Genomic DNA, 26,465 nt, shown 5'->3' on the forward strand with positions numbered 1-26,465 from the left:
CCCGGCATCGATGCGGCAATCTAGGGACGCCCTCGCGATTCTGATAGTAAACCTTTGTCACGCCCGCCGGGCCGATTTGCCCTTCGCGCGCAAGGCCGCGCGTGATTCTCGCGCGAGGCGCTCCGCCGATGCCACGAGCTTCGGAACCGCGTGGCCGGAAAATCCCAGCACGAACCCGGGCAGGGGACGCGCGCGCGAATAGGTGTCGGCGAGCAGCCAGCCTTCCGCGCCGGCGGCCTGCTTGGCCTGCGCCGCGACCGCAAGATCGACCGACGGATCGAACCGGGCGACGAGGTGCAGCCCTTGCGACGGCACCGGCACCGACAGCGCGCCGTCGGACGCTGCCTCCAGTGTCTCGGCCAGCGCATCGCGTGCCTCGCGATAAAGCTTGCGCACGCGCTTCAGGTTTGCGGCGAACGCGCCGGAATTGAGCATGTCGGCCACCGCGCCTTCCATCAGCGTGCCGGGAAACCGGTCGAGCGCGGCGCGCGCGGCCGTGACGTCGGCGATCAGGCGCTCGGGCAGCGCGCAGTAGCCGATGCGCAGTCCCGGAAACAGCGTCTTGGCGAACGTGCCCATATAGATCACGCGCTGCAGGTGATCGATGCCGGCAAGCGACATCAGCGGCGCGCCGTCATAGCGGAACTCGCTGTCGTAATCGTCTTCCAGCACGAAGGCGCCGGCTTGCTTCGCCCAGTCCAGCAGCTCGAGCCGCCGCGGCATCGACATCTGCACCCCCAGCGGAAACTGGTGCGATGGCGTCACATAGGCCGCACGCGCGGACGGCGCGGCAATGCGGCCCTTGGCGACACGCATCCCGTGCTCGTCGACGGGAACCGGCACGGCGCGATAGCCGCAATGCCCGATGGTGTTACGCGCGGCGGGGTAGCCGGGGTCTTCGCACCAGACCTGGTCGTTTGGCTTCAGGATCGCGCTCAGCACGATGCGCAGCGCGTGCAGCGTGCCCGACGTCAGCATGATCTGGTCAGGGTCGCAGCGCAGGCCGCGCGCCGACAGCAGATGATCGGCGATGGCGGCACGCAGCTCGCGGCTGCCGCGGGGATCGCCATAGTGCAGATGCTCGGGCCCGAACGCGCGCATGCGCCGCCCGACGAAAGCGCGAAAGCGCTGCACCGCGCGCTCGTCGATATGGGTGCAGCCGAGCGAGAACGCGCCCTGCGTTGGAGCTTCGACCACGACCTTCGTTTTTTTCGGCTCGGTCGCGCGCGCTGGAATCCGCGCGGCGACGAAGGTGCCGGAGCCGACGGTTGCGTCGGCAAAGCCGTCGGCGATCAGGCGCTCATAGGCGGTGACGACGGCGTTGCGGCGGAAGCCCGTTTGCTTCGCCAGCGTTCGGGACGGTGGCAGCGGCTCGCCCGGCTTCACGAGGCCGGAGACGATCATCTCGCACAGCGCCTGATAAAGCCGGTGCGCCGCGGATGCGCCCGCCGTGATGTGCGCGCCTGTGAGGTCGAGCGGCAATTCGGGCTTGGCCGGCGAGGGGGAATTGGTCGGAAATTTTTGCATGGAATTGGCACTATCGCAGACCAAATCGGCCGCTACAACTCTCCTGGAATTGTTCCAATCCCGACAGGAGCGGCCGTGAGCCAGAGCGAGAGCCAAACTTCCTATCCGACATCAGCGCGCAACCAGGTGAAGCGCCGTCACGACCGCGGCTTCTACGACCACGAGACCGTTCATCGCATCCTGGATTCCTCGATGATGTGCCATGTCTCCTATGTCATCGACGGTCAGCCTTATTGCACGCCGACTTTCTTCTGGCGCGAGGGGACGAAGCTCTATTGGCACGGCTCGAGCGCCAGCCGCATGCTGCGCAACCAGACCAGGGGCGAGCGCGTTTGCCTGACTGTCGCCCATCTCGACAGCCTCGTGCTGGCGCGGTGCGGCTTCAACCATTCCGCCGACTATCGCGCGGTGATGGCGTTCGGCACGGCCTATCTCGTCACCGATCCCGACGAGAAGGAGCGGGCGGTGATCGCTATGGTCGATCGCTTCTTCCCGGACCGCACCGCGAGTCTGCGGGCGAGCAGCACGCAGGAGATCAAGGCGACCTCGTTCATCGCGATGGAGATCGAGGAGGCCTCCGCCAAGGTCCGCGCCAAGGGTGTGGCCGACGACGACGAGGACTACGAATTGCCGATCTATGCCGAGCGCATTCCGGTCCGCACCGTGCTCGGCGCCCCGGAGCCGTGCCCGCGACTGCTCGACGGCGTGCGCCGGCCTGCGACGCTGAATGGCTACTCCGAAGGCCGTCTGCTCGAAGATGCATTGCGGGATGCCTATTTTGCAGAGTACCCGAACGGCTGAAATCGGCTAGCTTGCGCTCCTTCGATGATCTGAATGCCCGATTGGAGTTGCCTGATGAATGCCGAAACGCAGCAGAGGATTGTTGCCGCCGTCGACGCCGGCTTCGAAGCCCAGCTTGCGACCACAAGCGACTTCGTCGCGATTCCTTCGACCCGCGGGGCGGAGGGGCCGTGCCAGGACATGATTGGCGACCTCCTGCGCGCGCGCGGCTACGAGGTCGACGACTGGCACATCAATGTCGACGATCTCAAGGATCTGCGCGGCTTCGGCCCGATCGAGCACGATTTCTCCAGGGCACGCTCGGTGGTCGGCACCTATCGCCCGAAGACCGAGGCCGGCAAATCGCTGATCTTGCAGGGGCACTGCGACGTCGTGCCGGCCGGACCGCTGGAATTGTGGGACACGCCGCCATTCTCGCCCGTCGTCAAGGACGGCAAGATGTTCGGTCGCGGGGCCTGCGACATGAAGTCCGGCACGATTGCCGCGCTCTATGCGCTGGATGCGATCAAGGCTGCGGGCTTCAAGCCGACGGCGCGGATCCACTTCCAGTCGGTGATCGAGGAGGAGAGCACCGGCGTCGGCGCGCTCTCGACATTGCAGCGCGGCTATCGTGCGGACGCCTGCTTCATCCCGGAGCCGACCGGCGGCAAGATGGTACGTTCGCAAGTCGGCGTGATCTGGTTTCGCCTGCGCGTGAAGGGCCATCCGACCCACGTTGCCTTCGCCGGCTCCGGCGCGAACGCAATCATGGCGGCCTATCACCTGATCCAGGCGCTGCAAAAACTCGAGATCGAGTGGAACGAGCGCGCCAAGGCCGATCGCCATTTCAAGACGTTGAACCATCCGATCAACTTCAATCCCGGCATCATCAAGGGCGGCGACTGGGCCTCCAGCGTGCCGGCCTGGTGCGACGTCGATTGCCGGATTGCGGTGTTGCCGGGCTGGTCGATCGCCGATCACCAGAAGGAGATCACGGCCTGCGTTGCGGCTGCCGCGCGCAACCACCGCTTCCTCGCCAACAATCCGCCGGAGATCGAATGGTCGGGCTTTTTGTCTGAAGGCTATGAACTGACCGACGCCGCCGCGCCCGAGGCCGCGTTCGGCAAGGCCTTCAACGCCGTCTATGGCGGCGAAGTCGAAGACCTCGTCTTCACCGCGCTCACCGACACCCGCTTCTACGGCCTCAACCACCGTATCCCCAGCCTGTGCTTCGGCGCCAGCGGCGGCGAGATGCACGGCTTCAACGAATATGTCGACCTGGACTCGCTGAAAAAGTCGACCAAGGCGATGGCGCTGTTCATCGCGGAATGGTGCGGGGTGGAGAAGGCGTAGCTCGCTCCGTCGTCATTGCGAGGAGCTCTTGCGACGAAGCAATCCAGACTGTTGCTGAGGAGGCAGACTGGATTGCTTCGCTGCGCTCGCAATGACGGCGTTTGCCGCTCTGCTGCCCGAAGCACAGGCGGCCAAAACTCCTTTAAGCTTAAAAGAAAGACTAGGATGCCGGCCTGACCGGTGGCAGACTGGCGCCCGGTTCGCTTGGCCTTGAGTCCTCGGGAGTCACGATGCGCGATTGGGATGATGCTTACGCCAATTCGGCCCATATCCCGGGTTCGGAAAAGATGCCGGCGCAATGGGCCGAGCGGGCGGCGGCTTACCGCGCCGGCCTGAAAGATTTCCGTTCGGACATCGCCTACGGCCCGGGCGAGCGCCAGCGTCTCGACCTGATCCCGCCGGATGGCGACAGCAAGGGCCTCGTCGTGTTCGTGCACGGCGGCTACTGGATGCGCTTCGACAAGTCGACCTGGACGGATCTGGCCGAAGGTGCGCGGCATCACGGCTGGACCGTGGCGCTGCCGAGCTACACGCTGACGCCGGCCGCACGCATCTCCGACATCACCGCCGAAATCACCGCCGCGATCGCCAAGGCGGCCTCGCTTGTCGCTGGGCCAATCCGGCTCGCCGGCCATTCCGCCGGCGGCCATCTCGTCACCCGCATGCTGTGCGACGACAGCCGGCTCGAGCCCGCTGTCTACAACCGCATCGCCGGCACGCTCTCCATCAGCGGCCTGCACGATCTGCGTCCGCTGCTGAAGACCAAGATGAACGAGACGCTGCGCATGACCATGGAGGAGGCGACGCTCGAAAGCGCGGCGCTGCATCTGCCGCGCGGACATTCGCCTGTGACCGCCTGGGTCGGCGGCAGCGAGCGGCCGGAGTTCATCCGCCAGTCCGATCTGATGGCCAATGTCTGGACCGGGTTTGACGTGCCGACGCGCCTCGTCGTCGATCCCGGGCTGAACCATTTCACCGTGATCGACGGACTGAAGGATCCGTCGTCGCCGATCACCGCGCGCCTGATCGGCCTCGACTGACGAGGCGAGGGATGATCGATCGAAAGGGCCTGCCATGACGTCCAGCGATTACGATCCCACGAAGGAAGGCGCCGAGACCGATTTCGCCCGACGGATGTCCTACGGCGACTATCTGGCGCTGGATGCGATCCTCGGCGCGCAGCATCCGCTCTCGGAAGCCCATGACGAGATGCTGTTCATCATCCAGCATCAGACCACGGAGCTGTGGATGCGGCTTGCCATCCACGAGCTCAGCGCCGCACGCCGCGCCATCGCCAAAGACGAAATGCAGTCCGCGATGAAGATGCTGGCGCGGATGTCGCGTATCTTCGAGCAGCTCAACAACGCCTGGGACGTACTGCGCACCATGACGCCCAGCGAATATACCCGTTTCCGCTCGCAGCTCGGCCAGTCCTCGGGCTTCCAGTCGCGCCAGTACCGGCTGATCGAATTCCTGCTCGGCAACCGCAACCACGCCATGCTCAAGCCGCACGCGCATGATGTGGAAACGACCAGGCTGCTCGAGGCCGAGCTTGCGACACCGAGCCTTTATGACGAGGTGCTGCGGCTCGCCGACCGCCACGGGCTCAAGATGCCGGCCGCGGTGCTCGCCCGCGACGTCCGCGAGACCCACAGTTTCAACGAAGGCGTGCTGCAGGCCTGGCGTATCGTCTACGAAGCGCCGGAGACGCACTGGATGCTCTACGAGCTCGCCGAGAAGCTGGTCGATTTCGAGGACTACTTTAGGCGCTGGCGCTTCAACCACGTCACGACGGTCGAGCGCGTCATCGGCTTCAAGCGTGGCACCGGCGGCACCGGTGGCGTCAGCTATCTCAAGCGCATGCTGGAGGTCGAACTGTTCCCCGAACTCTGGCGCGTGCGCACGATTCTGTAGAGATGCCCAGGATGTCTACCCTCAAGGCCAAGCTTCGCGTCTATGACGACACCCGGGCCCTGTTCCATCTGCCCGACGGCGTGGTCTATCTCGACGGCAATTCGCTCGGCGCGCTGCCGCTCGGCGTTGCCGAGCGCGTCAGCCAGGTCATCACGGCCGAGTGGGGCAACGAGCTGATCCGCGCCTGGAACACCGCGGGCTGGTACGCCCAGCCGCGCCACGTCGGCGATCGCATCGCGCGGCTGATCGGCGCCGAAGCGGGCTCCGTGATGGTGGGCGATACGCTGTCGCTCAAGGTCTATCAGGCGCTCGCCGCCGCGCTCGACATGAACGCATCGCGCAAGGTCGTGCTATCGGACACTGGAAACTTTCCGACCGATCTCTACATGGCCGAGGGCCTGATCGCGACGCTCGGCCGTGGCCATCAATTGCGCCTGGTGGCACCGGAGGAGATTGAGGCCGCGCTGTCGGAGGAGGTCGCGGTCCTCTACATCACCGAGGTCGACTACCGCACCGGACGGCGCCATGACATGGCGAAGCTGACTGCGAAGGCGCATGCGCTCGGCATCGTCACGGTCTGGGATCTCGCGCATTCGGCCGGCGCGCTCCCGGTCGATCTCGCCGGCTGCGGCGCCGATTTCGCCGCTGGCTGCACCTACAAATACATCAATGCCGGCCCCGGCGCGCCGGCCTTCCTCTACGTCGCGCCGCGCCATGCCGAAAACGTGCGCGCCGCGCTGTCGGGGTGGATGGGTCACGCAAAGCCGTTTGCGTTCGAGCTTGCCTACGCGGCCGCAGGCGGCATCGAGCGGATGCGCGTCGGCACCCCGCCGGTGCTCGCCATGGCGGCGCTGGAGGCCTCGCTCGACATCTGGGACCGGGTCGAGATCGCGGAGGTCCGCACCCGCGCGCTGGCGCTCGGCGACTTGCTGATTGCCGAAGTCGAACGCCGCTGCCCGCAGCTCAAGCTCGTTACCCCGCGCGTGCACGAGCGCCGTGGCTCACAAGTCTCCTTCGCCTTCGACGGCGGCTACGCCGCGATGCAGGCCTTGATCGCCCGCGGCGTCATCGGCGATTTCCGCGCGCCAGACATCATGCGGTTCGGGATCACGCCGCTGTATATCGGCGAGGATGAGATCATCCGTGCGGCTGAGATCATCGAGGAGGTCATCGCAGGCGAGGTGTGGCGGCGGCCGGAATATCAGGTCGTGAACGCGGTGACGTGAAGACGGTCGGCGACCCAGACGTCATTGCGAGGAGCTCTGGCGACGAAGCAATCCAGAATCCCTCCGCAGGAGCAGTCTGGATTGCTTCGCTTCGATCGCAATGACGGTGGAGAGATCAAGCGCCCCACAGCGCCTGCACGATCGCATCCAGCCCATCCGTCAGCGCGGCCGGCCCCGGCTGCAAGATGATCGGCGACTTGATCTCGACGATACGATTGTCGCGCACGGCCGGAATCTCGCTCCAGCCATCGCGCTGCTTGATGCGGGCAGGGACGACCTTCTTGCCGCACCATGATGCGAGGATCACGTCGGGTGCGGCCTTGCGCACCGCCTCCGCCGAGACGATGCGATCCTTCGCGACCTGCCGGACCCGCAGGTCCGGAAACACATCCTCACCGCCGGCGATCTCGATCAACTCGGACACCCAGCCGATGCCGGAGATCAACGGATCGTCCCACTCCTCGAAATGGACTTTTGGTCGCGAGGAGGGACGTGGCGCCGCCGCTATCTCTGCGAGGCGCCGTTCGAGCCCGTGAGCCAGCACCTCGGCAGGCTCAGCCGCGCCGACCAGCGCACCGAGCGTGCGGATCATTGCCAGAATTCCGGCGACGTCGCGCTGGTTGAAGACGTGGACATCGACACCGGCGCGGACGAGGTCGGCGACGATAGCGGCCTGAAGATCGGAGAACGCCAGCACCAGGTCCGGTTCCAGCGCCAGGATCTTCGGGATGTCTGCCGACACGAAGGCTGACACCCGCGGCTTCTCCCGCCGCACCTGCGGCGGGCGGACGGCGTAGCCGGAGACGCCGACGATGCGATCCTGCTCGCCGAGCAGGTACAGCGTTTCAACGGTCTCTTCGGTCAGGCAGACGATGCGGCGAGGCGGGAAGTGGCGCATGGGAAGAGCATATGCGCAAATGCGGTGGCCGATGTCAGCAGGGCCATTACCTCGGACGTCATTGTTTTGCCGCGCGAAGCAATTCACGCTGAGACAACAAGGAATTGGGAGGAGATCCGATGACGCCGCTCGAGAAACTTAAAGCGATGAAGATGCCGTTTGCCGAGCTCAAGGGCGTCGAGTTCGTCGAAGCCGGGAAGGACCGCGTGGTGGCGCGCATGACGGTCCTGCCCGACCTCTGCACGCTCCACCACACCATCCACGGCGGCGCGGTGATGGCGCTCGCCGATTCCGTCGGTGCGGCCGCGACCGTGATCAATCTGCCGGAGGATGCCAAGGGCACCACGACGCTGGAGAGCAAGACCAATTTTATCGGTGGGGCGAAGGAGGGAACCACCGTCATCGCCACGGCGACACCGGTCCATCGGGGGCGGCGGACCCAGGTCTGGACCACACGGCTGGAGACCGAGGACGGCAAGCTCGTCGCCGTGGTCACCCAGACGCAGCTCGTCCTCGTATGATTACGGGGGCTTGATTTTGTTAACGAATTAGTCGCTTCCGATGCCCGAAACTTGGGCAGGTTCCCGTCTTGAAAAACATGCTGCGTCGCACAATATTGGAGGCCTAGGGATTCGAACGCCTCCTCGAGGGACACCAAGAGGAGTTTTGACGTGGTACTTGAAGATACGACCCGCACGACGTCGGTTCCGGGCTATGTGCGGACCTTGAGCCAGCAGGAAGAATTGCCGCTTCTGCGCGATCACCTGCTGAGGCTTGATTCCGGAAGCCGGCACGACCGCTTCAACGGGTTTCTCGACGACAGCTTCATCGAGCGTTACGCGGCCCGCTGCGCCGAGGACGGCACCGTGATTGTCGCCTACATCGTCGACGGCGTGGTCCGCGGTGCAGCCGAGCTGCATCCGCCGGAGGACGATTCGCTGCCTGAGGTCGCCTTCAGCGTGGAGGCCTCCGCGCGCCGCCAGAACGTCGGCACCGTGTTGTTCAGCCGGCTGATCGCGGAAGCGCGCTGGAAAGGCTACAAGCGCCTGCGCATCACCACCGGCGCCGAGAATCACGCCATGCGGGCGCTCGCCAGGAAGTTCGGGGCGCATCTGCAATTCCGTCATGGCGAATCGACCGGCACCATCGATCTTGCCAAGTCGCCCGAGGACGAGCTCGCCGATCTCGCGGCCGCTCCGTTCACGGCCAGCCGCGCCTTGCTCAGCTTCAACAGCACCTGCTGGAAGCTGATCTCCGCGATGTACGGCGATCGCGCCGCCTGAACCAAAATGCGGACTAGAATCAAAAAGCGGACCGGCAAGACCGGTCCGCTTTCCGTATTGGGGATAGGGAATTAAGTGCTCAGGTGCCGGTGCGCTTGTCGTTGCCGAAGCGGCGGACCACACGGCGTTCGACCACCACGGAGCGCTGCGCACCCTGTTCGCCTGCGATCACGCGCGTGGCGGTGATGCGGCTGTTGGTGCGGGCCTGCTTCTTCACCTCGGCCTGCACGACTTCGAGCGGCATGCCCATCAGCGCTGCCGCGATCTCGGCCTGCTGCTCGTGGTCATCGGTGATGCCGACGGCGGCGAAGATCGCCTCGTCCAGGGTCGGGGGATCGTGGCGCACGCGCCGCGTGCCATATTTGGTATTCCAGTCTGCGCTCATAACGGCCTCGTTTTGATGCCGGGATACCTAGTGCCGTCAATGTTGCATTGCAATATGAATTTGGTGTGGCATCTCAGCTATGCACTCACAGCTTCTCGAGCCTGCTGGCGTCGTAAAGCTCAAGTGTGGCCGGCCCTGTGGCCAATGAGCGCAAGGTGCGCACGAACTCGCCGGATGCAGGTACCGCAAAGTGGGCGGCGAGCGCGGCGTGGTCGGCCCATTGCTCGAAGAACACCAGCCTGAGCGGGTTCTCACAGTCGACATGCACGGCATGGGCGATGCAGCCGGGCTCCTGTCGCGACCGATGAACATGTTCGAGGCTCAGGCGACGCACCTCGTCGAACGTTTCCGGCCGGGCCGTTACGCTGCCGGTCACAACGATCATTTGAAGTCTCCCGATAGATTGCCGCTAAGGCAGGGATGCCTCGCGGGCGGTGTCGTTCACCGGCGCCTGCGGCCAGCGTTTCAGCGCCGCGTGCCCGGCCTCGGTCAGGCCGTAAATTCCCCGCTCGGTGCGTTCGAACCAGCCATACACATTGTTAAGCATGATCTTGCCGGCATCGGGACAGCGTTGGCGCAATTCGCTCACGCGCCGCGGGCCTCCCGCGAGCGCCGAGGCGCAGGCCAGCGCCTGCTGGCGATAGGCCGTCATGATCGGTGCGCGGGTGCTGCCACCGAGCACGGGATCGCCCTGGCGGCGCTGATGTTCGGCGACCAGGCGCGATCGGACTTTCAGCTCGCGGCGTGGCGCTGCCGTCGGCGGCTTCACCAGCACCTCGACCTGGCCGCGGTCAGTCACCCCAAGCATGCCGAAGCCGAGGCGGCGGCAGAGATTGCGATAACGCGCATCGCTCTCGCGCCCCTTGCCGCGCACGGACATTTTTGCGGCGATCCAGACCTCGTCGCCGGCGGGGGCGCGGTCGACCGCCTGCAGGATCAGCTCGAGATTGAAGGCGAGCTTGAGCTCGCCGATCACGACGACAGGCGGATCGCCGGCGCTGAGGCCGACGAGATCGCAGCCGCCGATCTCGCCCTTGACCGTGAAGCCGAGCTCTTCGAGGAAGCGTTTGACGGGCAAATAGAGCGTGGTTTCCAAGGAAAGCTTCCGGGTCTTGCGTTCCGATCGGAGAATCAGTTGGGGGCAGTCTAGAGCGTTCGCTGCTCCGATTGAATCAGAGCCTCCGCTCGGACGATCCGACCGGAATGCGACTATACCCGTCCGCCCACCGGGATCAGCGCGCCGGTAACGCCGCTCGCGGCATCGCTGGCGAGAAACAGGATCACCTCGGCGAGCTCCTGCGGCGTCACCCATTTGGAGAAATCCGCTTTCGGCATGTCGGCGCGGTTGGCCTTGGTGTCGATGATCGAGGGCAGCACGGCGTTCACGGTCACCTTGCCTTTCCACTCGTTGGCGAGCGCCTCGGTCAGGCGATGCACGCCTGCCTTCGACGCCGCATAGGGGCCCATGCCGGAGCCGGCCTGAAGAGCGCCCATGGCGCCGATATTGACGATGCGGCCGGCTCCGGACGCGGCGAGATGCGGCAGCGCCGCACGCGAGGTGTTGAGGGCCGTCAGCACGTTGAGCGCATACATGCGCTGCCACGTCTTGATGTCGCCGTCGGCCACGGTCTCGAAGGCGAAGCCGCCGGCGATGTTGATCAGCGCATCCAGCCTGCCGAAGTGCCTTGCCGCCGCCTCGACCGCCGTCTTCGCTTGTGCCGCGTCGGACAGATCGACGCCGCCGATCTCGATGCTTTCAGGCGTTGCCGACATCTGCGAGGGGGCGTGATCGATGCCGGCCACGCGTGCGCCGCGCGCCAACGCTGTCTCGGCGACAACCTTGCCAAGCGCACCGAGCGCGCCGGTCACGATCAGAACCTTGCCTTGCATCGTCGTTCTCCCGGCGCGGCCGCTTACGATTGCAGATAACGCGCCTTCAGCGCGGTTTGCTCTGCTGTGCCGAGCTTGAGGCCATCGCGCAAGTAGGTTTCGAGATCGCCGTACTCCTTGCCGACGGCTTCGAAAGCAGCGGCAAGATACGAGGCCTCGACGTTGCCGATGGCGTTGCGAACGTCCTCGGGCAGGTCGATTGCCGCCGTGGCATCGCGTTTGTAGTGCTGGTTGGTCAGCAGATAGTCCTCGGCAATGACGTCATCGGGCACACCCAGCGCATGCAGGATCAGCGCGCTGGCAAAACCGGTGCGGTCCTTGCCGGCGGTGCAGTGAATGACGAGCGGTGCGCGGTCTTCCAGAAGATGTCCGAACAGCGCGCGGAAGCTGTGGGTGTTGTGGCGCACATAGTTGCGATAGGACTCGCGCATGAGCTCGAGCGCGACCGGCGCAGTCAGCGCGCCCCTGGCGAGTTCGGCGCGCAGCGCGGCCACCACTGTCGGCTCGATCGGCAGCGAATGCACGGTGATCTCGTTCACCACGCAGACGCCGGCCGCGCGCTCCTCGACGCCGCGAAAATCGAACGCGCTTTTGACCCCCAGTGAACGCACGATCTCGATGTCGGCAGCGGTGAGCTGGCCGAGATGGTTGGAGCGGAAGATGTGGCGCCAGCGCGTGGTGCGGCCGTCAGTCGTGGCGTAGCCGCCGAGGTCGCGAAAATTGCTGGCGCCTTGCAAGGCGAGGTGACGGGCAGGGGAGTCTTTTAGGGAAGAGTCTTGCATGAGCTCAGCTTGGGTTATGGTTCCGTCGGACGCACGGCTGGCGTCCTTGAGGTCTATTACAGGGGGCGATCATGGGCCGGCACAAGGCCATTCTTTGGGGGATCACCATGCTGGCGGCTGGAATGACCAGTGCGCGGCAGGCTGATGCGCAGACCTTCCGGACGTACCGCTGTGCTGATGGTACGCAGTTCATCGTGGGGTTTTATGACGGCGACAAGCGCGCCTTCCTCCAGATCGACGGCGAGCTCGTCACGCTCGCCAAGCGACTGACCGTCTCGGGCGCGCGCTATTCGGGGGCGGGGATCACACTGAGGATTCCCAAGACCGGGGCCACCACGGTCAAGCATCTGAAGCGGCCGGTCACGGCCTGCGCGGTGGTCGAAAAGCCCGGGCTCTAGCCGGGAGGCCAGCAAGAATCAAAAAGGGCCGAAACTTCGTTGTTCCGACCCTTTTTCAAACTGCGCCGCTCGCTCGAGAGAGCGCGGCGGTATCAAACCAGCCACAGGCATCAGCGATCCCATTTCGGCTTGGCTTCGTCGACCGCTTCCTGGTGGTACCAGCTATCGCTGCAGATCGAGACGTTCGCGGGAAGCGAAGCTTGATCGGCGGGAAGGCGGGTCTCGCCATAGCGGCGTCCGGCGAGAGCCGCGCGGCCCCCGGCGGGGAATTGGTAGATCGTCGCAGATCCGTGACTCAGACCATTGTTCATCATTGCGATTTGCTCCTGGGTCGAAGCGCCTTGGCCTCCATGGTGCGCCCGACTCGTTCGATTGTGGTTACTGGAATCCCCATATCGGCCGCGCATCCAGAATTGGAAAGTGCTGAAAAGGAAATCAGTTGCCGCCCAATTTGTAGGCAGCCAACCCTCTGCATCGCCTAAGGCACCCTTCTGATGACTAACGCCTGGGCCATTCCAAAGGTTGCGAGGCAGGGGCATCCGGCTTTGCGAAAATTGCTGGACGTTGATGCGCGGTTCACCGGCAACCTCCGGCGTCGGGTCACTTGCTCCAGAAACAGGCGATTTCAGCGGGAATTTTGCAGTGCAGCTTCACGCGAAGGTGCGCTTCTATGACGCACGCCGGTGTGGACGGCGTGTCTGCGGCTGGCCCGTGCCGGCCGCAGTGGACAACCTCCCGCACTGCGGCCTTTTGGCACGCAAAATGCTTGTAGGGGGGCGGCCGATGATGGCCGGGTACAAACGTGCGGGGCTCTCAACCCCACCTTTCGCATCATCTACAGAGAGGCTCAATGACCAAGTATAAGCTCGAGTACATCTGGCTCGACGGATATACGCCGACTCCGAACTTGCGCGGCAAAACTCAGATCAAGGAATTCGCGTCGTTCCCGACGCTCGAGCAGCTTCCGCTCTGGGGCTTCGATGGCTCCTCCACCCAGCAGGCCGAAGGCCACAGCTCCGATTGCGTGCTGAAGCCGGTCGCGGTGTTCCCGGATGCCGCCCGCACCAACGGCGTGCTGGTGATGTGCGAAGTCATGATGCCCGATGGCAAGACCCCGCATCCGTCCAACAAGCGCGCCACCATCCTCGACGATTCCGGCGCCTGGTTCGGCTTCGAGCAGGAATACTTCTTCTACAAGGACGGCCGTCCGCTCGGCTTCCCGACCTCGGGTTATCCGGCGCCGCAGGGTCCGTACTACACCGGCGTCGGCTTCTCGAACGTCGGCGACGTCGCCCGCAAGATCGTCGAAGAGCATCTCGACCTCTGCCTCGCGGCCGGCATCAACCACGAGGGCATCAACGCGGAAGTCGCGAAGGGCCAGTGGGAATTCCAGATCTTCGGCAAGGGCTCCAAGAAGGCCGCTGACGAAATGTGGATGGCCCGCTATCTGATGCTGCGCCTGACCGAGAAGTACGGCATCGACATCGAATTCCACTGCAAGCCGCTCGGCGACACCGACTGGAACGGCTCCGGCATGCACGCCAACTTCTCGACCGAGTACATGCGTACGGTCGGCGGCAAGGAGTACTTCGAGGCGCTGATGGCAGCCTTCGACAAGAACCTGATGGATCACATCGCCGTCTACGGCCCGGACAACGACAAGCGTCTGACCGGCAAGCACGAGACCGCGCCGTGGAACAAGTTCAGCTACGGCGTTGCCGATCGCGGCGCTTCGATCCGCGTTCCGCACTCCTTCGTCAACAACGGCTACAAGGGCTATCTGGAAGACCGCCGTCCGAACTCGCAGGGCGACCCATACCAGATCGCTTCGCAGATCCTGAAGACGATCGCGTCCGTGCCGGCCGACAAGAAGGCCGCCGCCTAAGCTCCTCCCGGCTCGGGCTGGGGGGCTGGCCTGGGTTGGACTTCAATCCGCCGGAGCGACAAGGCTCCGGCGGATTTTTGCATTCTGGTGACAGCCGTTGTTGTGGGTCTGCCGGCCATGCCGGCTTGACGTCTGTGCATCGCCAGCGAAACCGGGATAGAATGTCCCTGGATGCGCGCGGGGCCGGGGACACGGCTGGTGTTTGAAGGCTTCTACAAGGTGAGATTTCAGCTCGGCGACGCCGTCGGCCGGAGCGTGATGCATGCCGCCAACGGCAAGATGCTCGGCGGCAATTCGGCGTTCGCCCATATCGGCAGCTATGAGAAGACCGACAGCGGCGTCGACGTCGTCATCAAGACCGTCCGCCACAATCCCGACCCGAACTATCGCGCCATGGCCGGCACCGACGATGCCACCTTGCTGGCGAAGGGCTGGCCCGACGGCGATCTCTATCGCTTCAAGGGCGAGCTCAAGGAGCTGCCCGGCGTGCCCTTCCAGTCGTTGATGACGCCGATCACCGAAGACGAGGTGCCGATCGCGGGCGGCGTCGGCGAGGCCGGCATCGCCGACGGGCTCTATTCGGTGCATCTGCGCATGCTCGACGGCGTCGATGGCGGCCTGACCGGCGTGATGCTGCTCAACCGGGGCCGCATCCTCGGCGGCGATGCCTCGTTCTACTATCTCGGCAGCTACACCGCCGCCAACGGGCGCTGGAAGGGCCAGATCCTCAACCAGGAGCACACGCCGGCCAAGGATGATCCGATCTTCGGCGGCCACGAGGTCGGCATCGGTTTCTCCGGCACCTATGACGCGGAGCAGGCGGTGCTGGAGGCAACGGCGCTCGCCGGCAAGCGCAGCCTGCGCCTGACCGCCGCGCTCAAGCTGATGCACCGCGCCTGATCCCGACTGGAATTGCTCATGGAAAAAATTCGCATGCTCTCGACGCTCGGCCTGATGGGCGCAATGCGAGGCTTGTCCTCCGCCTTCGAGACCGCATCGGGCATCCATGTCGATGCCGACTTCGCGCCGACCCTGGCACTCCTGAAGCGCTTGCGCGACGGCGAGGCCGCCGATCTCGTGATCCTCACCCGTGAGGGGCTCGACGAGATGATCGGCGAGGGCCGCGTGCTCGCAGGTAGCGCGGCCGATCTGGCGCGCTCCTTCGTCGGCATCGCCGTGCAGGCAGGGCAGGCGCATCCCGACATCTCCAGCGAAGCCGCCTTGCGCAAGTCGCTGCTCTCGGCGCGGTCGGTCGCCTATTCGCGGCTGGGCGCGAGCGGTGTTTATTACGCCCAGCTGATCCAGCGATGGGGCATCGCGGCCGACATCAATGCGAAGGCCACTATCGTCGAGCAGGGCTTTACCGCCGAGCGGCTCGTGACCGGCGAGGCTGATCTCGCCGTGCAGCAGATCAGCGAACTGAAGCAGGTCGACGGCATCGAGGTGGTCGGCCCGATCCCGCACGATTTGCAGACGCCGGCGGTGTTTTCCGCCGGCCGCATGGCCAACGCGAAACAGGCCGAAGCGGCCGATCGGCTGCTGCGCTATCTGGCATCGCCGGAGGTCGTCCCGGTGCTGCGCCAATCGGGACTCGAGCCTTGAATTTGCCGGGGCAGAGACGCAACGTGTTGCCCATGCGGACTTGTCTCCTTGCCATCCTCCTCACGCTCGCAGCGCCATTGTCGGCGCAGGCCCAATCGGCCGATCTCGTCCTGTGCGACCGGGTGGCGGCCGATCCCAGCGATCCCGACAAGCCGGCCGATGTGAAGGGCGTGACGGAGCTTGCTTCCTCCGACGTCGCGACCGCGATCAAGTTCTGCAAGCAGGCCGCACCGTCATCGCGGCGCGCCATGTTCGCGCTCGGCCGCGCCTATGCGGCCAACAGGCAGACGGCAGAGGCGATCGCCGCCTGGCGCAAGGCCGCCGACAAGGGATCGACGGCGGCGATGGTCGAACTCGGCGTGGCCTACGGCACCGGCTCCGGCGTCGCTAGGGACGAGGCACAGGCACGCAAATTGTTCGAGAGGGCGGCGCAATCAGGCAATCCTCGCGGTGTCAGCAATCTTGCCGCGCTCGGCGGCGCTGGCGGTGGTGCGCCAGCCGATCCCGCGCAGGCGCGAACGCTGCTCGGCAAGGCCGCCGAGACCAACGCGGAAGCGCAGTATCAGCTCGGCCTGATGCTCGCCAACGGCAACGGCGGCGAGAAGGACGACGTCGCGGCGCGCGCGCTGTTCGAGAAGGCGGCGGCGCAAAACCATCCCGGCGCGCTGGAGCGGATGGGTGCCTTCGCGCAGGACGGCCGCGGCGGTCCGAAGGACAAGGACGCCGCGAAGGCCTATTACGAACGTGCGGCCGCGCTCGGCGACGAGGATGCCAAGAGGGCGCTGGAGCGGATACGCTGTCCCTATGCGATCAAGGACAAGCAGGGCAAGCTCGTCACCACGCTGTGCTTCTAGATTCCTGTTTGACGCGTTTTCTTGACGCGAACCGGCATCCACTTCGTTCGAAAACGCTTTGGCTTACTTCATGTAGTAGGCGAGATTGTTGCGGGCGTCGCGATAGGTGGTCTCGAGAAAATCGGGATATTGCGCGGCGGCCTGCGCCACGGCGCGCACGACGCAGTCCCAGAAATCGCCGTTCCAGTTGAAATGCGTGAAGGTCGCGTCCTCGAATTTGACGGCGGTGATGATGGCCTGCCGGATCGCGTCGTCATCGGCGCGTGGATGGGCGCGCTTGAGATAACCGAACATCGGCCCTTCATGGGCATGGTCGCGGCCGTAGCGGTATTTCTCGTCCATCTGCTGCGGGGTGAGGGTGCGATAGATGCGCACCTCCTCGTCGGTCGGACGCCCCTCGATGGAGTCCAGCCGGTAGCGGCGGCACCATATCTCGAAGGCTGCGTCGAGCAGCGGCTGCTTCGCCGCGCTGGCGACGATCGCTGCGATCTGCTCCTCGGCTGACGGTTCTGTCCTTTTCATGCCCCCTTCGTCGCGCGCTTGCGCTGGCAGGTTCGAAAGGAACCAGCCCGGACACGGTCCGTTGAATCCTCGACAAGCAGGAGGCGCAATCATGATCCGCAAGCTCGCATCCGGCGAATACCGGCTCTATTCACGCAAGGTGAACCCCAGGACCGGCAAGCGCCGCAACCTCGGCACGTTCAGGAGCCGCGCGGCGGCCGAGAAGCACGAGCGCGAGGTGCAGTATTTCAAGCGGCATTGACGCAACAGGGATCGTCCGCAGCCGCGCAAGGCAAAAAAGTCGAAAACAACCCCATGCACAGTAGCCAAGTCGTTGAAATCACTTTGATCGTTGAAGGCGCTGCGGGCTCGCAATCGCATAATGCGGATTTGGCGAAATCATCTTGCTCCGTCGGGCAAAACAGGGGCATAATGGAATGATGCAGCGAGTGGCCCCCGCGAGCGGCCCTGCGCGGAAAAGCCGGATGGCCTCGGTGCGGCGACAGTGCTAGGTAGCCCGCGATTCTTTTTCCGATTTTGCGGGTTTACGATTTTGCTGGACGGACTCTACAAGGTTGAATACGGCATTGGCGGCGCCTTCGGCCGCAGCATCATGTGCCTGCACAATGGCAAGATGCTGGGCGGCAATTCCGCCTTCGCGCATCTCGGGACCTACGACGTCAGGGACGGCGCGATCGAAGCCAGTGTCATCACCGAGCGCCACAACGACGATCCCAACTACAAGCCGCTGATGGGAACCGATGTCGCCGCGATCAAGGTGCGTGGCAGGACGGAGGGGTCGACGATCCTGCTCGAGGGCAAGGCCGATCCGATGCCCGACAGCGTGTTCTGGGCCAATCTCGCGCCGCTCGACGACGAGGCGCTGCCGCCGCGCGGTACGGTCGGACCCGACAGCATCGTGAACGGGCTCTACTCCATCCACATCCGCGCCCTCGACGGTGTCGAGGCCGAGCTCTCCGGCGTGATGCTGCTGATGGATGGCCGCATCCTCGGCGGCGATGCGTCGTTCTACTATCTCGGCTCCTATTCGTCGGCGGGCGGCCGCTGGAAGGGAGAAATCCTTCATCAGGAGCACACGCCGTCCAGGAGCGAAAACCCCGTCTTCGGCGGCTGCGAGGTCGGGATCGGCTTCTCCGGGACCTGCACGACCGGGAGCGCCGAGCTCGAAGGCGTCGCGTTCGACGGCAAGCGCAGTTTGCGGCTGGCGGCGTCACTGAAACTGATGCGAAGGGCCTGAGAGCCTTTTGACCCCAAGCGGATATCATGCCGTCCAGTCGTGCTGATGCACAATCATCCGGGAGGAGACCCAACACGATCGCGCGCTGATATCGAGATGACGCGAGTGATTGTTGAGATCGCGAAGCAGGAACGTAATTCCTTGCCGACCGTTCCCGGTACCGACAATAGTCACAATCGCCGGCGGCGTCCGGTAACGCGTCACTGTCGAGGCACTTTTTTATTTTCTTGAGCGTTCCTTCCTCGCCGGACTTACTGGCGGTCACGGCGGCGAAGTTGTTGATCGACGTGAGCGTGCCGAAGGCGAGGTAGATGTGAGCCCAACGGCAACGCCCGGATGACATCCAGAGTCCTAAGCGGCCGATCTGCCATCAATGTGGAGCTGAGTTTCTGTATGCTGCGATGGCGCGCTTGAGATCGTCATATTCCTGGCAAGGAAGGAGGAGGCAGAGATTTTCCAATGTGGCGAGGTGTTGCTCAGCTTTGGTGGGCTCGCCGAGCACCAGATAAGCCTCGCCAAGATGCTCGTGCGCGCTGCGGTGGCGCGGATTTAGCATCAGCGCCTGCTGATAGTGTCCAATAGCCGGCCCGAGTTGGCGCAAACGTCGATAGGAATAACCAACGTAGTTCTGGATATCGGCATTGAGCGGATCACGCAGGGCGGCGCGCGTGAACGATACAATGGCACCATTCCAGTTCGAAGCGGCAAGCGCCCTCTTGCCCGCCTTGAAATCGGGATCGAGCTCCACCCACTCAGCATCAGCCGCCACTGATGCCATGGTGGTGCAGATCGGCCAGGCTTCGGTCGCGAGTGCGGTCGTCCCTTTGCCGTTGGACCCGCTGAACGGCAGTCTGATCCCCCAATCCGTCCGGTCATTCGTGGAGACGGCGAAGTAAGCGACAAGCCCACCGAGCACCGTCGCTGCAGCGATTGCCGGTATCAGCGTTGTCGTTCTTACATTGACGGCGCTCTTGAGCATGGGGCGAACAGCCGAAGCATCATTGTCGTGAAGTACCCACGGTGTCATTCCGCAATTGAGCTTTGGCTTCGCGGATTTCCTGCCGCTCCGTATCGGCGTTCCTCGCGAGCTCCATCAGCTTGCTATAATACTCGGTTGACCTCTGGCGGTCGCCCGCGCGGTCGGCAGCGCGTGCGGCGCCCAAGAAGGCGCGGAAGCGATTGGGAGTTTGCTTGAGTGTGGTCTCATACTCGTTCAGTGCGGCTGTGGGCTGTCCCACCTCCAGGAGCAATTCCGCCAGCTGTTCGCGCAATGGAAAGAGGCGGTTCTCCATAGCCACGTGTTTGAGACTGCCGTCTTCGCTGTCGGCAGCTGCCCGCATCAATTTGAGGGCCCGATCGTGGTCACCTTCCTTCAGTGCGACCCATGAGGAAACGGCAAGCATTTGCTCTTCGGTGCGTTCGGCCCAGTAGGATTGATCAGCACCCTGCAGCGTCGTGCGCAACACTTTCATCTCCTCGATCTCTTTATTGGCGCCGGCGATATCGCCGACACGTGCCATGCCGAGACCACGCGTGAAGCGGATCAACGAATCCGCCATGGGATATTTGGTCGGTGTCATCGGCAGAGCGGCGGCACCCGCCCAGTCGGCACGCTCCAAGACATAGCGCGCCGGCATGGCGGCCTTGGCAGTGAAATTGACGAAGTTGATCGGTCGGTCGCCGCGATCGGCTGTGGCCAGCGACTTCTTGATCATCGCGTCGGCTTTGGCGTCTTGAGCGAGCTGCAGATGCGCATACACCGTGAAGTCCGATGCGTGATAGTAGTCGGGCTGGATTTCAAGGGCCAAGGCGTTTGAGGCGATGGATTCCTCCCAGAGCCCGACCATGGAATAGATGTGAGACGGCATGTGCCGCGCGTGCGGTACCGCTGGAGCGATGCCGGCGTAGCGACGGGCTGACGCAATACCCTTTTCGGCAAGTGGAGCAAAATCGTAGGCGTGAATGAGGTAATGCGTCACACCCGGATGTTGCGGGTTCTGTTCAAACAGGCTCTCCAGGAGTGCCGCGGATTTCAGCTGGTTGGCGTATGTCAGGTCGTTCTTCTGCGCGGAAGCTTGTAGGGTGAGCGCGTAGTACGCCTTGGCCTCGTAGTCGTCGGGATAGGTTTGCACCATCCGCTCCATCGCAGCATTGTAGGCCGCCAGACGGGCATCAACGGGCGCCCGGTTGTAGTCGCGGAAATAGGCGCTCAGCGCCTCGATCCAGTCCCGCTCACGTGGAGTCTTCGGCCCGACCGCCCGCGCTTTTTCCAGAGCGTCCCAGGCGGCCTGAGCATCCGCATTTGTCGGCGTGGTTGCAAGTGTATTGCCAAGGAGGTCCATCGCCACGCCCCAATATGCCATGGCACAGGCGGGGTCTTGTTGCAGTATCGCTTCGAATTTCCTGCGGGCGATCAGGAACCAATATGAATGCAGCATGGCCACGCCGCGGTCGAACTCGGCTTGTACAGCGGGATCGCAGGAGGTGGGGAATGTCACCTTGCCGAGCTGCTGGTCTTGCTGACCAATTGCACCGCTTGTGAGGGCTGCACTTAGCAAACCTGTCGCAAACAATACTCTTATCGAGTGAGTGCTCATCTGAGTCTCCTCTCCAGGATGCACGCGGCGCCGGAGGCGTGCTGCTGAATTGGTGAACTCCGTCGGAGCTTACTCCATGCGCCACCTCCTTAATAGGACAGCGAAATTTCCGTTATTGGTCCGTGGCGACCTCAGCTTAGAGCCCCGCGACGTCTGCTTGCTAAAGCTGAGCCGAACACGGGCATGAAAGCTGCCCAGGGCAGCATTTGACCGGCGCGATCGAAACCAGTGTCATCACCGAGCGCCACAACGACGATCCCAACTACAAGCCGTTGATGGGCACCGACGTCGCCGCGATCAAGGTGCGTGGCAGGACGGAGGGGTCGACGATCCTGCTCGAGGGCAAGGCGGATCCGATGCCCGACAGCGTGTTCTGGCCCAACCTCGCGCCGCTCGACGACGAGGCGCTGCCGCCGCGCGGTACGGTCGGGCCCGACAGCATCGTGAACGGGCTCTACTCCATCCACATCCGCGCCCTCGACGGTGTCGAGGCCGAGCTCTCCGGCGTGATGCTGCTGATGGATGGCCGCATCCTCGGCGGCGATGCCTCGTTCTACTATCTCGGCTCCTATTCGTCGGCGGACGGCCGCTGGAAGGGAGAAATCCTTCACCAGGAGCACACGCCGTCCAGGAGCGAAAACCCCGTCTTCGGCGGCTGCGAGGTCGGGATCGGCTTCACCGGGACCTGCACGACCGAAAGCGCCGAACTCGAAGGCGTCGCGTTCGACGGCAAACGCAGTTTGCGGCTGGCGGCCTCGCTCAAGCTGATGCGAAGGGCTTGAGAGGCGTCCTCATAGACACCGCGTCTGCTTCCGCCAAAAAGCGACGCATCGTAAGACGCATCGTAAGACGCATCGTAAGATGATAGAACGAGGTCTCCTCCGGGGCCATCGTCAAGTTTGCGGGCGCCGCCTCGCGCCAGGGACGCCGCCCGGCTACAGTCAAACCGTCACCCGGCTGCCGTCGAAACGCGTGAAGGAGAAGCCATCGAATGGCTCGCGAAGGGTAACGCGCTCGTCCCGCAGCATGCCGATACCCACTTCTTCGCCGATCGCCATTGAGGCCGAAGCGTCGGAACGCCAGTGGATGCCCGCCCAATTCCGTCCGAAACCAAAATTCACCGCAAGCTTGTTCAACTCTCCACCCACCGTGAGCGGCGGGCCGTTATAGGGCACGAGCTTTGTCGGGTCAGCCGGGTCAGGCTGCACCGGGTTGGGGATGACGCGGCTCTCGTCGAAAAACGCCTTCAATATGGTAGCCGTGACGGCACCAACGCTCGTGGCGCCGCCGGGATAGGTGGAGTGGAAGGGCGCGGCCTCCGGATAGGTTTGTGACAATAGGTAGGTGCCGTATTTGGCTTTACTGCGATCGAGGGCTTCCGATTTCAGGAAGTTCTCATGCAACGGGTAGTCGCTCACGCCATTGGCGAGGCGATGATGCGCTAGGCCGCCGTAGGCTTCGGGTCGAACAGTCCGGTGCACGAAATACTTCTGCCAGTACGACGCGCGGACGGAGTTACTGATCCCCGTGGCGAGCAGTGCCTGCACATATTGCAACCCGAAGGTGGCACCCGCAGGGGTTTGGGTTTTCGATTTCCGATACGGGTCCGATGGGTAGGACACGGGTTCTGCCGGTGGATACATCCCGGAGTAACGCTGGTCCTTCCCACCGCCGGGGGTCGCAAGGATCAGTGCTGCCGCCCACCCAAGTGCGGGACCGGTGTGGATATACTCCGCCAGATCTCTTCCTGTCGTGATGTATCGCGGTGTCGGGTTGAACTCCAACCGGCGTTTCGGTGCGGCGCCGCTCTGGGTCGCCAGCCACTCCTCGTATTCGGTCAGGAATTCGTTGGCGGGCGACGCGGTGCGAATTTGAGCGCTGATCCACTGCGTGGCATAGGGCACGTCCCGGAGCAGGAATTGCGAGATCAGCGGTCCGTCCAAAACGCCTGGAGGCGTGACGGAGCGGCCCTTCGGATCAACCGGGTCGAAATAAAGCGCATTGGCACGGAACAGCGTAGCGGGTGTGACCCGCCCACCAGACTTTGGCCCCCGGAAATCGGCAAGCTTGTTGATCTCCTCGGTTGCCGCAAGCACGTCGCGATTGGAGGTGTCGTCGCGCAACTCGGTCAGCGGAACGTCACGAAGCAGGGATTGCCAATAGACCTCGACGGCCTCGCCGCCGCGCTCCGCGCTTGCGAGGGCTGGTGCCGGCGGTATCGCAATCTGGGTGGGGCTTATGCCGCTGAGACTGACGGCTTGCGTGCCGACGGGATTGACCAGTTTGCGCGTGCCACCGAGCGGGATCTTTTCGAAATCAGCGGGATCGCCCGATTGGCAAGCGGCATAGAGCGCCTGCCATGCCACTTGTTCCACTTCGCCGCGTTGGTCGTGCGGCAGCCCGCGGGAATCGGAACCGATCTTATTGCTGTAGCGCACCTCATCGCCATTCGTCGGGTGGGGCGCGACGGGAATTTTCTCGTTGTTGCTTGCACAGCCCCCTCGGACTTCGAAGGCTCGGCGCTTGAAAGCCGCGTCGAGCGGTCGGGCATCCGCGCTTACAGGCTGCGCCACCGCCGGAGCGATTCCGGGCATGCTCAACGGAGGCGCAAGCACCGCGGCGCCAACCGCAACGCCGGTCCGGCCGAGCAGCGAGCGGCGAGTCATCGCGGTCGGCAGGCCGGACGATGCCAAGCAGGATTCGGTAGAAGCGATGGGATTGTCAGCCATGGAGGTCTCCTTCCTCGCGGGTAAATCTCGATGTGATTCCGCCGGAGCCGTCCGAACTCTAAAGCTGAGCAACTTATTTCAGCTGGTAGGCATGGAGAGAATTGACGCAGATCAATGGTGAGTGGGGCAGACCAATTTTATGCCGGCGAGGAGCGCCGCATCCGCTGCGCCTTCGAACAACGCAAAAGCAAACATCCTGTGAGGTCTGCCTCGGTGCGCGCCGCCTATTTCTCCATTGCGATTGTGACGCTCTGGATTTTTCCGTTAAATGAGAACGGCGACTTGTAGTCGGGGCTCACGGCCGAGATGTTATCGGCGCCGACATCGAACCCTTCACCGCTGTAGCCGACAGGAACCGTCCTCTCGACACGAACGGTTGCCGTCTGCCTCCCGTCAACGAGCAGTTTTGCGACTGCGGGCTTTCCATAGCCCTTCTCCTCGGGAGTGAACTCCACGCGCACCGTGCTCTTGCCCTCCGGCAAGGGTCCGGGAGATTCCGCGCGGTATCCGGCAATACTGAAGAAGTTGTAGTAAAAAATCGGCCTCCCGTTCCGAACGAAAAGCGACCATCCGGACGTCTTTCCGCCCATGGCCGCGATCACGCCCTCGGCAGAGCCGGAACTGCGTTCAACTTCCGCGGTGATCGAAAACCCTTGATGCGTATTGATCGCAGCGCTTTCCTGGATGTAGCCGACGCCGGGGCCGTAGGTGAAACTCGTGAGACCGGTGAGCGCGTTGGGCCGATTTGACAGATCGAAGCGACCGGCCATGCGATCATCCAGAGGAAAGACGTTGTACTTGCGTGCCTCCTCGTCGAACGCAGCCTGAAGCTCCTTCAGCTTCTCGGGGGATTGCGCTGCAACGCTATCGGCTTGGGTGAAGTCCTTGGTGAGATCGTAAAGCTCCCACACGTCGCTCTCGAAACCGGTGGCCTGGCCTGCGGTCATCCAGGGGATGCCGTGCCGCGTCGCGGCGAACCAACCGTCTTTGTAGATCGCCCGGTTTCCCATCATCTCGAAATACTGGGTCGTGCGGACCTCGGGCGCGCCCGGAGAATCGAAGGTAGACAGGAAGGTGACGCCTTCTATCGGTTTCTGCTGCACCCCATTGACGACCTTTGGCTGCGGGAGGCCGACTGCCTGCAAGATGGTAGGAACGACGTCGATGCAGTGAAGGAATTGAGAACGCAGCCCACCCTTGTCGCGGATGCGCTTCGGCCAACTGATCACCATCGGGTTGCGTGTTCCGCCGAAGTGCGACGCCACCTGCTTGGTCCACTGGAACGGAGTATCTGCGGCAATCGCCCAGCCAACCGGGATATTCGGCTCGGTCTCCGGGCCGCCAATGTCGTCATACTTGGCCAACAGGCCAGGCAAGCCGAGCTGGATGCCGTTCAGACCCGCAATGCCGTTGACCGTGCCCTCCAAACCGCCTTCGGCAGAGGCGCCATTGTCGCCGACGATGTAAATGATCAGCGTATTGTCGAGCTGGCCCTTCGCAGCAACGGCGCCGATCACGCGTCCGATCTGGGCGTCGGTATATTCGAGGTAGGCCGAGTAGTTCTCCATCATCCGCGCATAGACTTTCTTCGCGTCTTGCGAGAGACCTTCCCATGCGGGAACTTCCTTCGGAAGCGGGGGGAGTTTGGCGTCAGCCGGGACGACGCCAAGCCGTTTCTGCCGTGCGAATGTCTCCTCGCGATAATTGTCCCAGCCCGCGTCGAACTTGCCTTTGTATTTGTCGCGATACTCCTTTGGCGCCTGGTGAGGTTCATGCACCCCGGGGGTTGCTAGATAGATGAACCACGGCTTCTTGGGATCGGTCGCACCGACATTGTTGATCCAGGCGATCGTCTCGTCAGCCATGTCCTCGCTGAAGCTGTAACCTTGCTCGGGCGTGCGCGGCGGGTTGAGAGGAGTCGTATTGCGGTAGAGCACTGGATAGTATTGATCGGTCTCACCGGCCATGAAGCCGTAGAAAGTATCACAGCCCCAGGTGCTGCCGGTGGGCCACCGCTCGAACGGTCCGGCAGCGCTGACTTCCGTCGCGGGCGTGTTGTGCCACTTACCGAAGCAGCCGGTTGCATAGCCATTGAGGCGCAGGATTTCGGGAACGCCTACGGCGCTGTTGGGCACGATGCCGGTATAGCCCGGATAACCCGTGGCCATTTCCATGATCACGCCGGTCCCGACCGAGTGATGATTGCGGCCGGTCAGGAGGGCGGCGCGGGTAGGCGAGCAGAGTGCGGTCGTGTGGAAGCGGTTGTATCGTAACCCATCGCGAGCCAACTGCTCCAGCACCGGCGTAGCGGCGCCTCCGCCGAATGTCGACGCGTGTCCGAAGCCCGTATCGTCGGTGAGGACAAGGAGAACGTTGGGCGCTCCTTCCGGGGCCACGAGAGGCTTGGGAAAATCCGGCCTCGATTGCTGCCACGTCTGTCCAATCTGTCCTGCAAACGGTGTTGCCGAACGGGGCAAGACGGTTCTCGAATCATCGACAGTCGCGCCGGGCCTGGATTGCCCGTGCGCCGATGCCGACAGCGTCATCATCAGGGCGGTGGCCGCAAGAAGATTAAGACGGATCATCCGAACCTCCATGAGTCG

At 63.7% G+C, this 26,465-nt stretch carries 28 protein-coding genes and 1 pseudogene; 16 read left to right on the forward strand and 13 right to left on the reverse strand.

Going from position 1 to position 26,465, the window contains the following annotated elements; genetic code table 11:
* Positions 1–57: 57 nt before the first annotated feature.
* Positions 58–1,527, reverse strand: a complete 1,470-nt coding sequence (locus NLM15_RS20220) for a PLP-dependent aminotransferase family protein (protein ID WP_254118807.1) — start codon at positions 1,525–1,527, stop codon at positions 58–60.
* 75 nt (positions 1,528–1,602) lie between these two features.
* Between NLM15_RS20220 and NLM15_RS20225 the strand changes: the two genes are divergently transcribed.
* The 5 genes from NLM15_RS20225 to kynU all read left to right on the forward strand — a co-directional run bounded on the left by NLM15_RS20225 (position 1,603) and on the right by kynU (position 6,800).
* Positions 1,603–2,328, forward strand: a complete 726-nt coding sequence (locus NLM15_RS20225) for a pyridoxamine 5'-phosphate oxidase family protein (RefSeq protein WP_254118808.1) — start codon at positions 1,603–1,605, stop codon at positions 2,326–2,328.
* Positions 2,329–2,382: 54 nt separating this feature from the next.
* Positions 2,383–3,660: an ArgE/DapE family deacylase gene (locus tag NLM15_RS20230; protein ID WP_254118809.1), complete on the forward strand. Its 1,278-nt coding sequence runs from the start codon at positions 2,383–2,385 to the stop codon at positions 3,658–3,660.
* Positions 3,661–3,890: 230 nt separating this feature from the next.
* Positions 3,891–4,700, forward strand: a complete 810-nt coding sequence (locus tag NLM15_RS20235; RefSeq protein WP_254118810.1) for an alpha/beta hydrolase — start codon at positions 3,891–3,893, stop codon at positions 4,698–4,700.
* Between the two features lie 34 nt (positions 4,701–4,734).
* On the forward strand, positions 4,735–5,574 hold the full coding sequence (gene kynA / locus NLM15_RS20240) for a tryptophan 2,3-dioxygenase (RefSeq protein WP_254118811.1): 840 nt from the start codon (positions 4,735–4,737) through the stop codon (positions 5,572–5,574).
* A gap of 11 nt (positions 5,575–5,585) precedes the next feature.
* Positions 5,586–6,800, forward strand: coding sequence for a kynureninase (kynU, locus tag NLM15_RS20245; RefSeq protein ID WP_254118812.1), 1,215 nt, complete (start codon positions 5,586–5,588; stop codon positions 6,798–6,800).
* A 115-nt stretch (positions 6,801–6,915) separates the two neighbouring features.
* Here kynU and NLM15_RS20250 read toward each other — a convergent pair whose 3' ends face one another.
* A complete protein-coding gene (locus NLM15_RS20250) occupies positions 6,916–7,698 on the reverse strand; it encodes a cobalamin-binding protein (RefSeq protein ID WP_254118813.1) in 783 nt (260 codons plus the stop codon).
* Positions 7,699–7,817: 119 nt separating this feature from the next.
* Here NLM15_RS20250 and NLM15_RS20255 point away from each other — a divergent pair, with 119 nt between their 5' ends.
* Together NLM15_RS20255 and NLM15_RS20260 are read left to right on the forward strand one after the other, a co-directional pair.
* The gene (locus NLM15_RS20255; protein ID WP_254118814.1) at positions 7,818–8,219 is read left to right on the forward strand and encodes a PaaI family thioesterase; all 402 of its coding nucleotides are present in this window, start codon (positions 7,818–7,820) and stop codon (positions 8,217–8,219) included.
* 150 nt (positions 8,220–8,369) lie between these two features.
* Positions 8,370–8,981 (forward strand): GNAT family N-acetyltransferase, encoded by a 612-nt coding sequence (locus NLM15_RS20260; RefSeq protein ID WP_254118815.1) that lies wholly within the window; start codon positions 8,370–8,372, stop codon positions 8,979–8,981.
* Between the two features lie 79 nt (positions 8,982–9,060).
* Here NLM15_RS20260 and NLM15_RS20265 read toward each other — a convergent pair whose 3' ends face one another.
* The 5 genes from NLM15_RS20265 to NLM15_RS20285 form a co-directional block, all read right to left on the reverse strand.
* On the reverse strand, positions 9,061–9,366 hold the full coding sequence (locus tag NLM15_RS20265) for a hypothetical protein (RefSeq protein WP_254118816.1): 306 nt from the start codon (positions 9,364–9,366) through the stop codon (positions 9,061–9,063).
* An 85-nt stretch (positions 9,367–9,451) separates the two neighbouring features.
* Positions 9,452–9,751: a putative quinol monooxygenase gene (locus tag NLM15_RS20270; protein WP_254118817.1), complete on the reverse strand. Its 300-nt coding sequence runs from the start codon at positions 9,749–9,751 to the stop codon at positions 9,452–9,454.
* Positions 9,752–9,775: 24 nt separating this feature from the next.
* The gene (locus NLM15_RS20275; RefSeq protein ID WP_254118818.1) at positions 9,776–10,462 is read right to left on the reverse strand and encodes a DUF2161 domain-containing phosphodiesterase; all 687 of its coding nucleotides are present in this window, start codon (positions 10,460–10,462) and stop codon (positions 9,776–9,778) included.
* 113 nt (positions 10,463–10,575) lie between these two features.
* Complete coding sequence (locus NLM15_RS20280; protein ID WP_254118819.1) at positions 10,576–11,256, reverse strand: SDR family oxidoreductase; 681 nt, start codon at positions 11,254–11,256, stop codon at positions 10,576–10,578.
* 23 nt (positions 11,257–11,279) lie between these two features.
* A complete protein-coding gene (locus NLM15_RS20285) occupies positions 11,280–12,038 on the reverse strand; it encodes a tyrosine-protein phosphatase (RefSeq protein ID WP_254118820.1) in 759 nt (252 codons plus the stop codon).
* A gap of 71 nt (positions 12,039–12,109) precedes the next feature.
* On the opposite strand from NLM15_RS20285, the gene NLM15_RS20290 reads away from it, so the two are divergent.
* The gene (locus tag NLM15_RS20290) at positions 12,110–12,436 is read left to right on the forward strand and encodes an MliC family protein (RefSeq protein WP_254118821.1); all 327 of its coding nucleotides are present in this window, start codon (positions 12,110–12,112) and stop codon (positions 12,434–12,436) included.
* A gap of 110 nt (positions 12,437–12,546) precedes the next feature.
* On the opposite strand, the gene NLM15_RS20295 is transcribed toward NLM15_RS20290, so the two are convergent.
* Positions 12,547–12,750 (reverse strand): DUF2735 domain-containing protein, encoded by a 204-nt coding sequence (locus NLM15_RS20295; protein WP_254118822.1) that lies wholly within the window; start codon positions 12,748–12,750, stop codon positions 12,547–12,549.
* A gap of 536 nt (positions 12,751–13,286) precedes the next feature.
* Between NLM15_RS20295 and NLM15_RS20300 the strand changes: the two genes are divergently transcribed.
* The 4 genes from NLM15_RS20300 (at position 13,287) to NLM15_RS20315 (ending at position 16,777) form a co-directional block, all read left to right on the forward strand.
* On the forward strand, positions 13,287–14,321 hold the full coding sequence (locus NLM15_RS20300) for a glutamine synthetase beta-grasp domain-containing protein (RefSeq protein ID WP_254118823.1): 1,035 nt from the start codon (positions 13,287–13,289) through the stop codon (positions 14,319–14,321).
* Between the two features lie 198 nt (positions 14,322–14,519).
* Positions 14,520–15,221, forward strand: a complete 702-nt coding sequence (locus NLM15_RS20305) for a GrlR family regulatory protein (protein ID WP_254124302.1) — start codon at positions 14,520–14,522, stop codon at positions 15,219–15,221.
* Positions 15,222–15,239: 18 nt separating this feature from the next.
* The gene (locus tag NLM15_RS20310) at positions 15,240–15,923 is read left to right on the forward strand and encodes a substrate-binding domain-containing protein (RefSeq protein ID WP_254118824.1); all 684 of its coding nucleotides are present in this window, start codon (positions 15,240–15,242) and stop codon (positions 15,921–15,923) included.
* A 32-nt stretch (positions 15,924–15,955) separates the two neighbouring features.
* Entirely contained in the window at positions 15,956–16,777 is an 822-nt protein-coding gene (locus NLM15_RS20315; RefSeq protein ID WP_254118825.1) for a tetratricopeptide repeat protein, read from the forward strand.
* Between the two features lie 63 nt (positions 16,778–16,840).
* On the opposite strand, the gene NLM15_RS20320 is transcribed toward NLM15_RS20315, so the two are convergent.
* On the reverse strand, positions 16,841–17,299 hold the full coding sequence (locus NLM15_RS20320) for a hypothetical protein (RefSeq protein WP_254118826.1): 459 nt from the start codon (positions 17,297–17,299) through the stop codon (positions 16,841–16,843).
* A 91-nt stretch (positions 17,300–17,390) separates the two neighbouring features.
* Here NLM15_RS20320 and NLM15_RS20325 point away from each other — a divergent pair, with 91 nt between their 5' ends.
* From NLM15_RS20325 to NLM15_RS20335, 3 genes and pseudogenes are all read left to right on the forward strand, one after another.
* Complete coding sequence (locus NLM15_RS20325) at positions 17,391–17,540, forward strand: hypothetical protein (RefSeq protein WP_254118827.1); 150 nt, start codon at positions 17,391–17,393, stop codon at positions 17,538–17,540.
* A 291-nt stretch (positions 17,541–17,831) separates the two neighbouring features.
* Positions 17,832–18,536 (forward strand): GrlR family regulatory protein, encoded by a 705-nt coding sequence (locus NLM15_RS20330; RefSeq protein WP_254118828.1) that lies wholly within the window; start codon positions 17,832–17,834, stop codon positions 18,534–18,536.
* Positions 18,537–18,575: 39 nt separating this feature from the next.
* Positions 18,576–18,662: pseudogene (locus NLM15_RS20335) on the forward strand (JAB domain-containing protein); the annotation flags it as partial.
* Positions 18,663–18,906: 244 nt separating this feature from the next.
* Here the strand turns inward: NLM15_RS20335 and NLM15_RS20340 are convergent.
* Positions 18,907–19,515 (reverse strand): tetratricopeptide repeat protein, encoded by a 609-nt coding sequence (locus NLM15_RS20340; RefSeq protein ID WP_254118829.1) that lies wholly within the window; start codon positions 19,513–19,515, stop codon positions 18,907–18,909.
* 19 nt (positions 19,516–19,534) lie between these two features.
* Positions 19,535–21,133 carry a hypothetical protein gene (locus NLM15_RS20345; protein WP_254118830.1) on the reverse strand — a complete coding sequence of 533 codons (1,599 nt, stop codon included), beginning with the start codon at positions 21,131–21,133 and terminating at the stop codon, positions 19,535–19,537.
* Positions 21,134–21,339: 206 nt separating this feature from the next.
* On the opposite strand from NLM15_RS20345, the gene NLM15_RS20350 reads away from it, so the two are divergent.
* Entirely contained in the window at positions 21,340–21,915 is a 576-nt protein-coding gene (locus NLM15_RS20350) for a GrlR family regulatory protein (RefSeq protein ID WP_254118831.1), read from the forward strand.
* A 159-nt stretch (positions 21,916–22,074) separates the two neighbouring features.
* Here NLM15_RS20350 and NLM15_RS20355 read toward each other — a convergent pair whose 3' ends face one another.
* Together NLM15_RS20355 and NLM15_RS20360 are read right to left on the reverse strand one after the other, a co-directional pair.
* Positions 22,075–23,862 (reverse strand): vanadium-dependent haloperoxidase, encoded by a 1,788-nt coding sequence (locus NLM15_RS20355; RefSeq protein ID WP_254118832.1) that lies wholly within the window; start codon positions 23,860–23,862, stop codon positions 22,075–22,077.
* Between the two features lie 224 nt (positions 23,863–24,086).
* On the reverse strand, positions 24,087–26,447 hold the full coding sequence (locus tag NLM15_RS20360; RefSeq protein WP_254118833.1) for a sulfatase-like hydrolase/transferase: 2,361 nt from the start codon (positions 26,445–26,447) through the stop codon (positions 24,087–24,089).
* Positions 26,448–26,465 lie beyond the last annotated feature (18 nt).

Source organism: Bradyrhizobium sp. CCGB20, assembly GCF_024199855.1.
Taxonomy (GTDB): Bacteria; Pseudomonadota; Alphaproteobacteria; order Rhizobiales; family Xanthobacteraceae; genus Bradyrhizobium.

Coding starts and splice junctions, on each gene's coding strand:
- NLM15_RS20220 (WP_254118807.1), bottom strand. CDS start 1,527: ATGCAAAAATTTCCGACCAATTCCCCCTCGCCGGCCAAGCCCGAATTG.
- NLM15_RS20230 (WP_254118809.1), top strand. CDS start 2,383: ATGAATGCCGAAACGCAGCAGAGGATTGTTGCCGCCGTCGACGCCGGC.
- NLM15_RS20235 (WP_254118810.1), top strand. CDS start 3,891: ATGCGCGATTGGGATGATGCTTACGCCAATTCGGCCCATATCCCGGGT.
- kynA (WP_254118811.1), top strand. CDS start 4,735: ATGACGTCCAGCGATTACGATCCCACGAAGGAAGGCGCCGAGACCGAT.
- kynU (WP_254118812.1), top strand. CDS start 5,586: ATGTCTACCCTCAAGGCCAAGCTTCGCGTCTATGACGACACCCGGGCC.
- NLM15_RS20250 (WP_254118813.1), bottom strand. CDS start 7,698: ATGCGCCACTTCCCGCCTCGCCGCATCGTCTGCCTGACCGAAGAGACC.
- NLM15_RS20255 (WP_254118814.1), top strand. CDS start 7,818: ATGACGCCGCTCGAGAAACTTAAAGCGATGAAGATGCCGTTTGCCGAG.
- NLM15_RS20265 (WP_254118816.1), bottom strand. CDS start 9,366: ATGAGCGCAGACTGGAATACCAAATATGGCACGCGGCGCGTGCGCCAC.
- NLM15_RS20270 (WP_254118817.1), bottom strand. CDS start 9,751: ATGATCGTTGTGACCGGCAGCGTAACGGCCCGGCCGGAAACGTTCGAC.
- NLM15_RS20280 (WP_254118819.1), bottom strand. CDS start 11,256: ATGCAAGGCAAGGTTCTGATCGTGACCGGCGCGCTCGGTGCGCTTGGC.
- NLM15_RS20285 (WP_254118820.1), bottom strand. CDS start 12,038: ATGCAAGACTCTTCCCTAAAAGACTCCCCTGCCCGTCACCTCGCCTTG.
- NLM15_RS20290 (WP_254118821.1), top strand. CDS start 12,110: ATGGGCCGGCACAAGGCCATTCTTTGGGGGATCACCATGCTGGCGGCT.
- NLM15_RS20295 (WP_254118822.1), bottom strand. CDS start 12,750: ATGATGAACAATGGTCTGAGTCACGGATCTGCGACGATCTACCAATTC.
- NLM15_RS20300 (WP_254118823.1), top strand. CDS start 13,287: ATGACCAAGTATAAGCTCGAGTACATCTGGCTCGACGGATATACGCCG.
- NLM15_RS20310 (WP_254118824.1), top strand. CDS start 15,240: ATGGAAAAAATTCGCATGCTCTCGACGCTCGGCCTGATGGGCGCAATG.
- NLM15_RS20315 (WP_254118825.1), top strand. CDS start 15,956: ATGCGGACTTGTCTCCTTGCCATCCTCCTCACGCTCGCAGCGCCATTG.
- NLM15_RS20320 (WP_254118826.1), bottom strand. CDS start 17,299: ATGAAAAGGACAGAACCGTCAGCCGAGGAGCAGATCGCAGCGATCGTC.
- NLM15_RS20325 (WP_254118827.1), top strand. CDS start 17,391: ATGATCCGCAAGCTCGCATCCGGCGAATACCGGCTCTATTCACGCAAG.
- NLM15_RS20340 (WP_254118829.1), bottom strand. CDS start 19,515: ATGCTCAAGAGCGCCGTCAATGTAAGAACGACAACGCTGATACCGGCA.
- NLM15_RS20345 (WP_254118830.1), bottom strand. CDS start 21,133: ATGAGCACTCACTCGATAAGAGTATTGTTTGCGACAGGTTTGCTAAGT.
- NLM15_RS20355 (WP_254118832.1), bottom strand. CDS start 23,862: ATGGCTGACAATCCCATCGCTTCTACCGAATCCTGCTTGGCATCGTCC.
- NLM15_RS20360 (WP_254118833.1), bottom strand. CDS start 26,447: ATGATCCGTCTTAATCTTCTTGCGGCCACCGCCCTGATGATGACGCTG.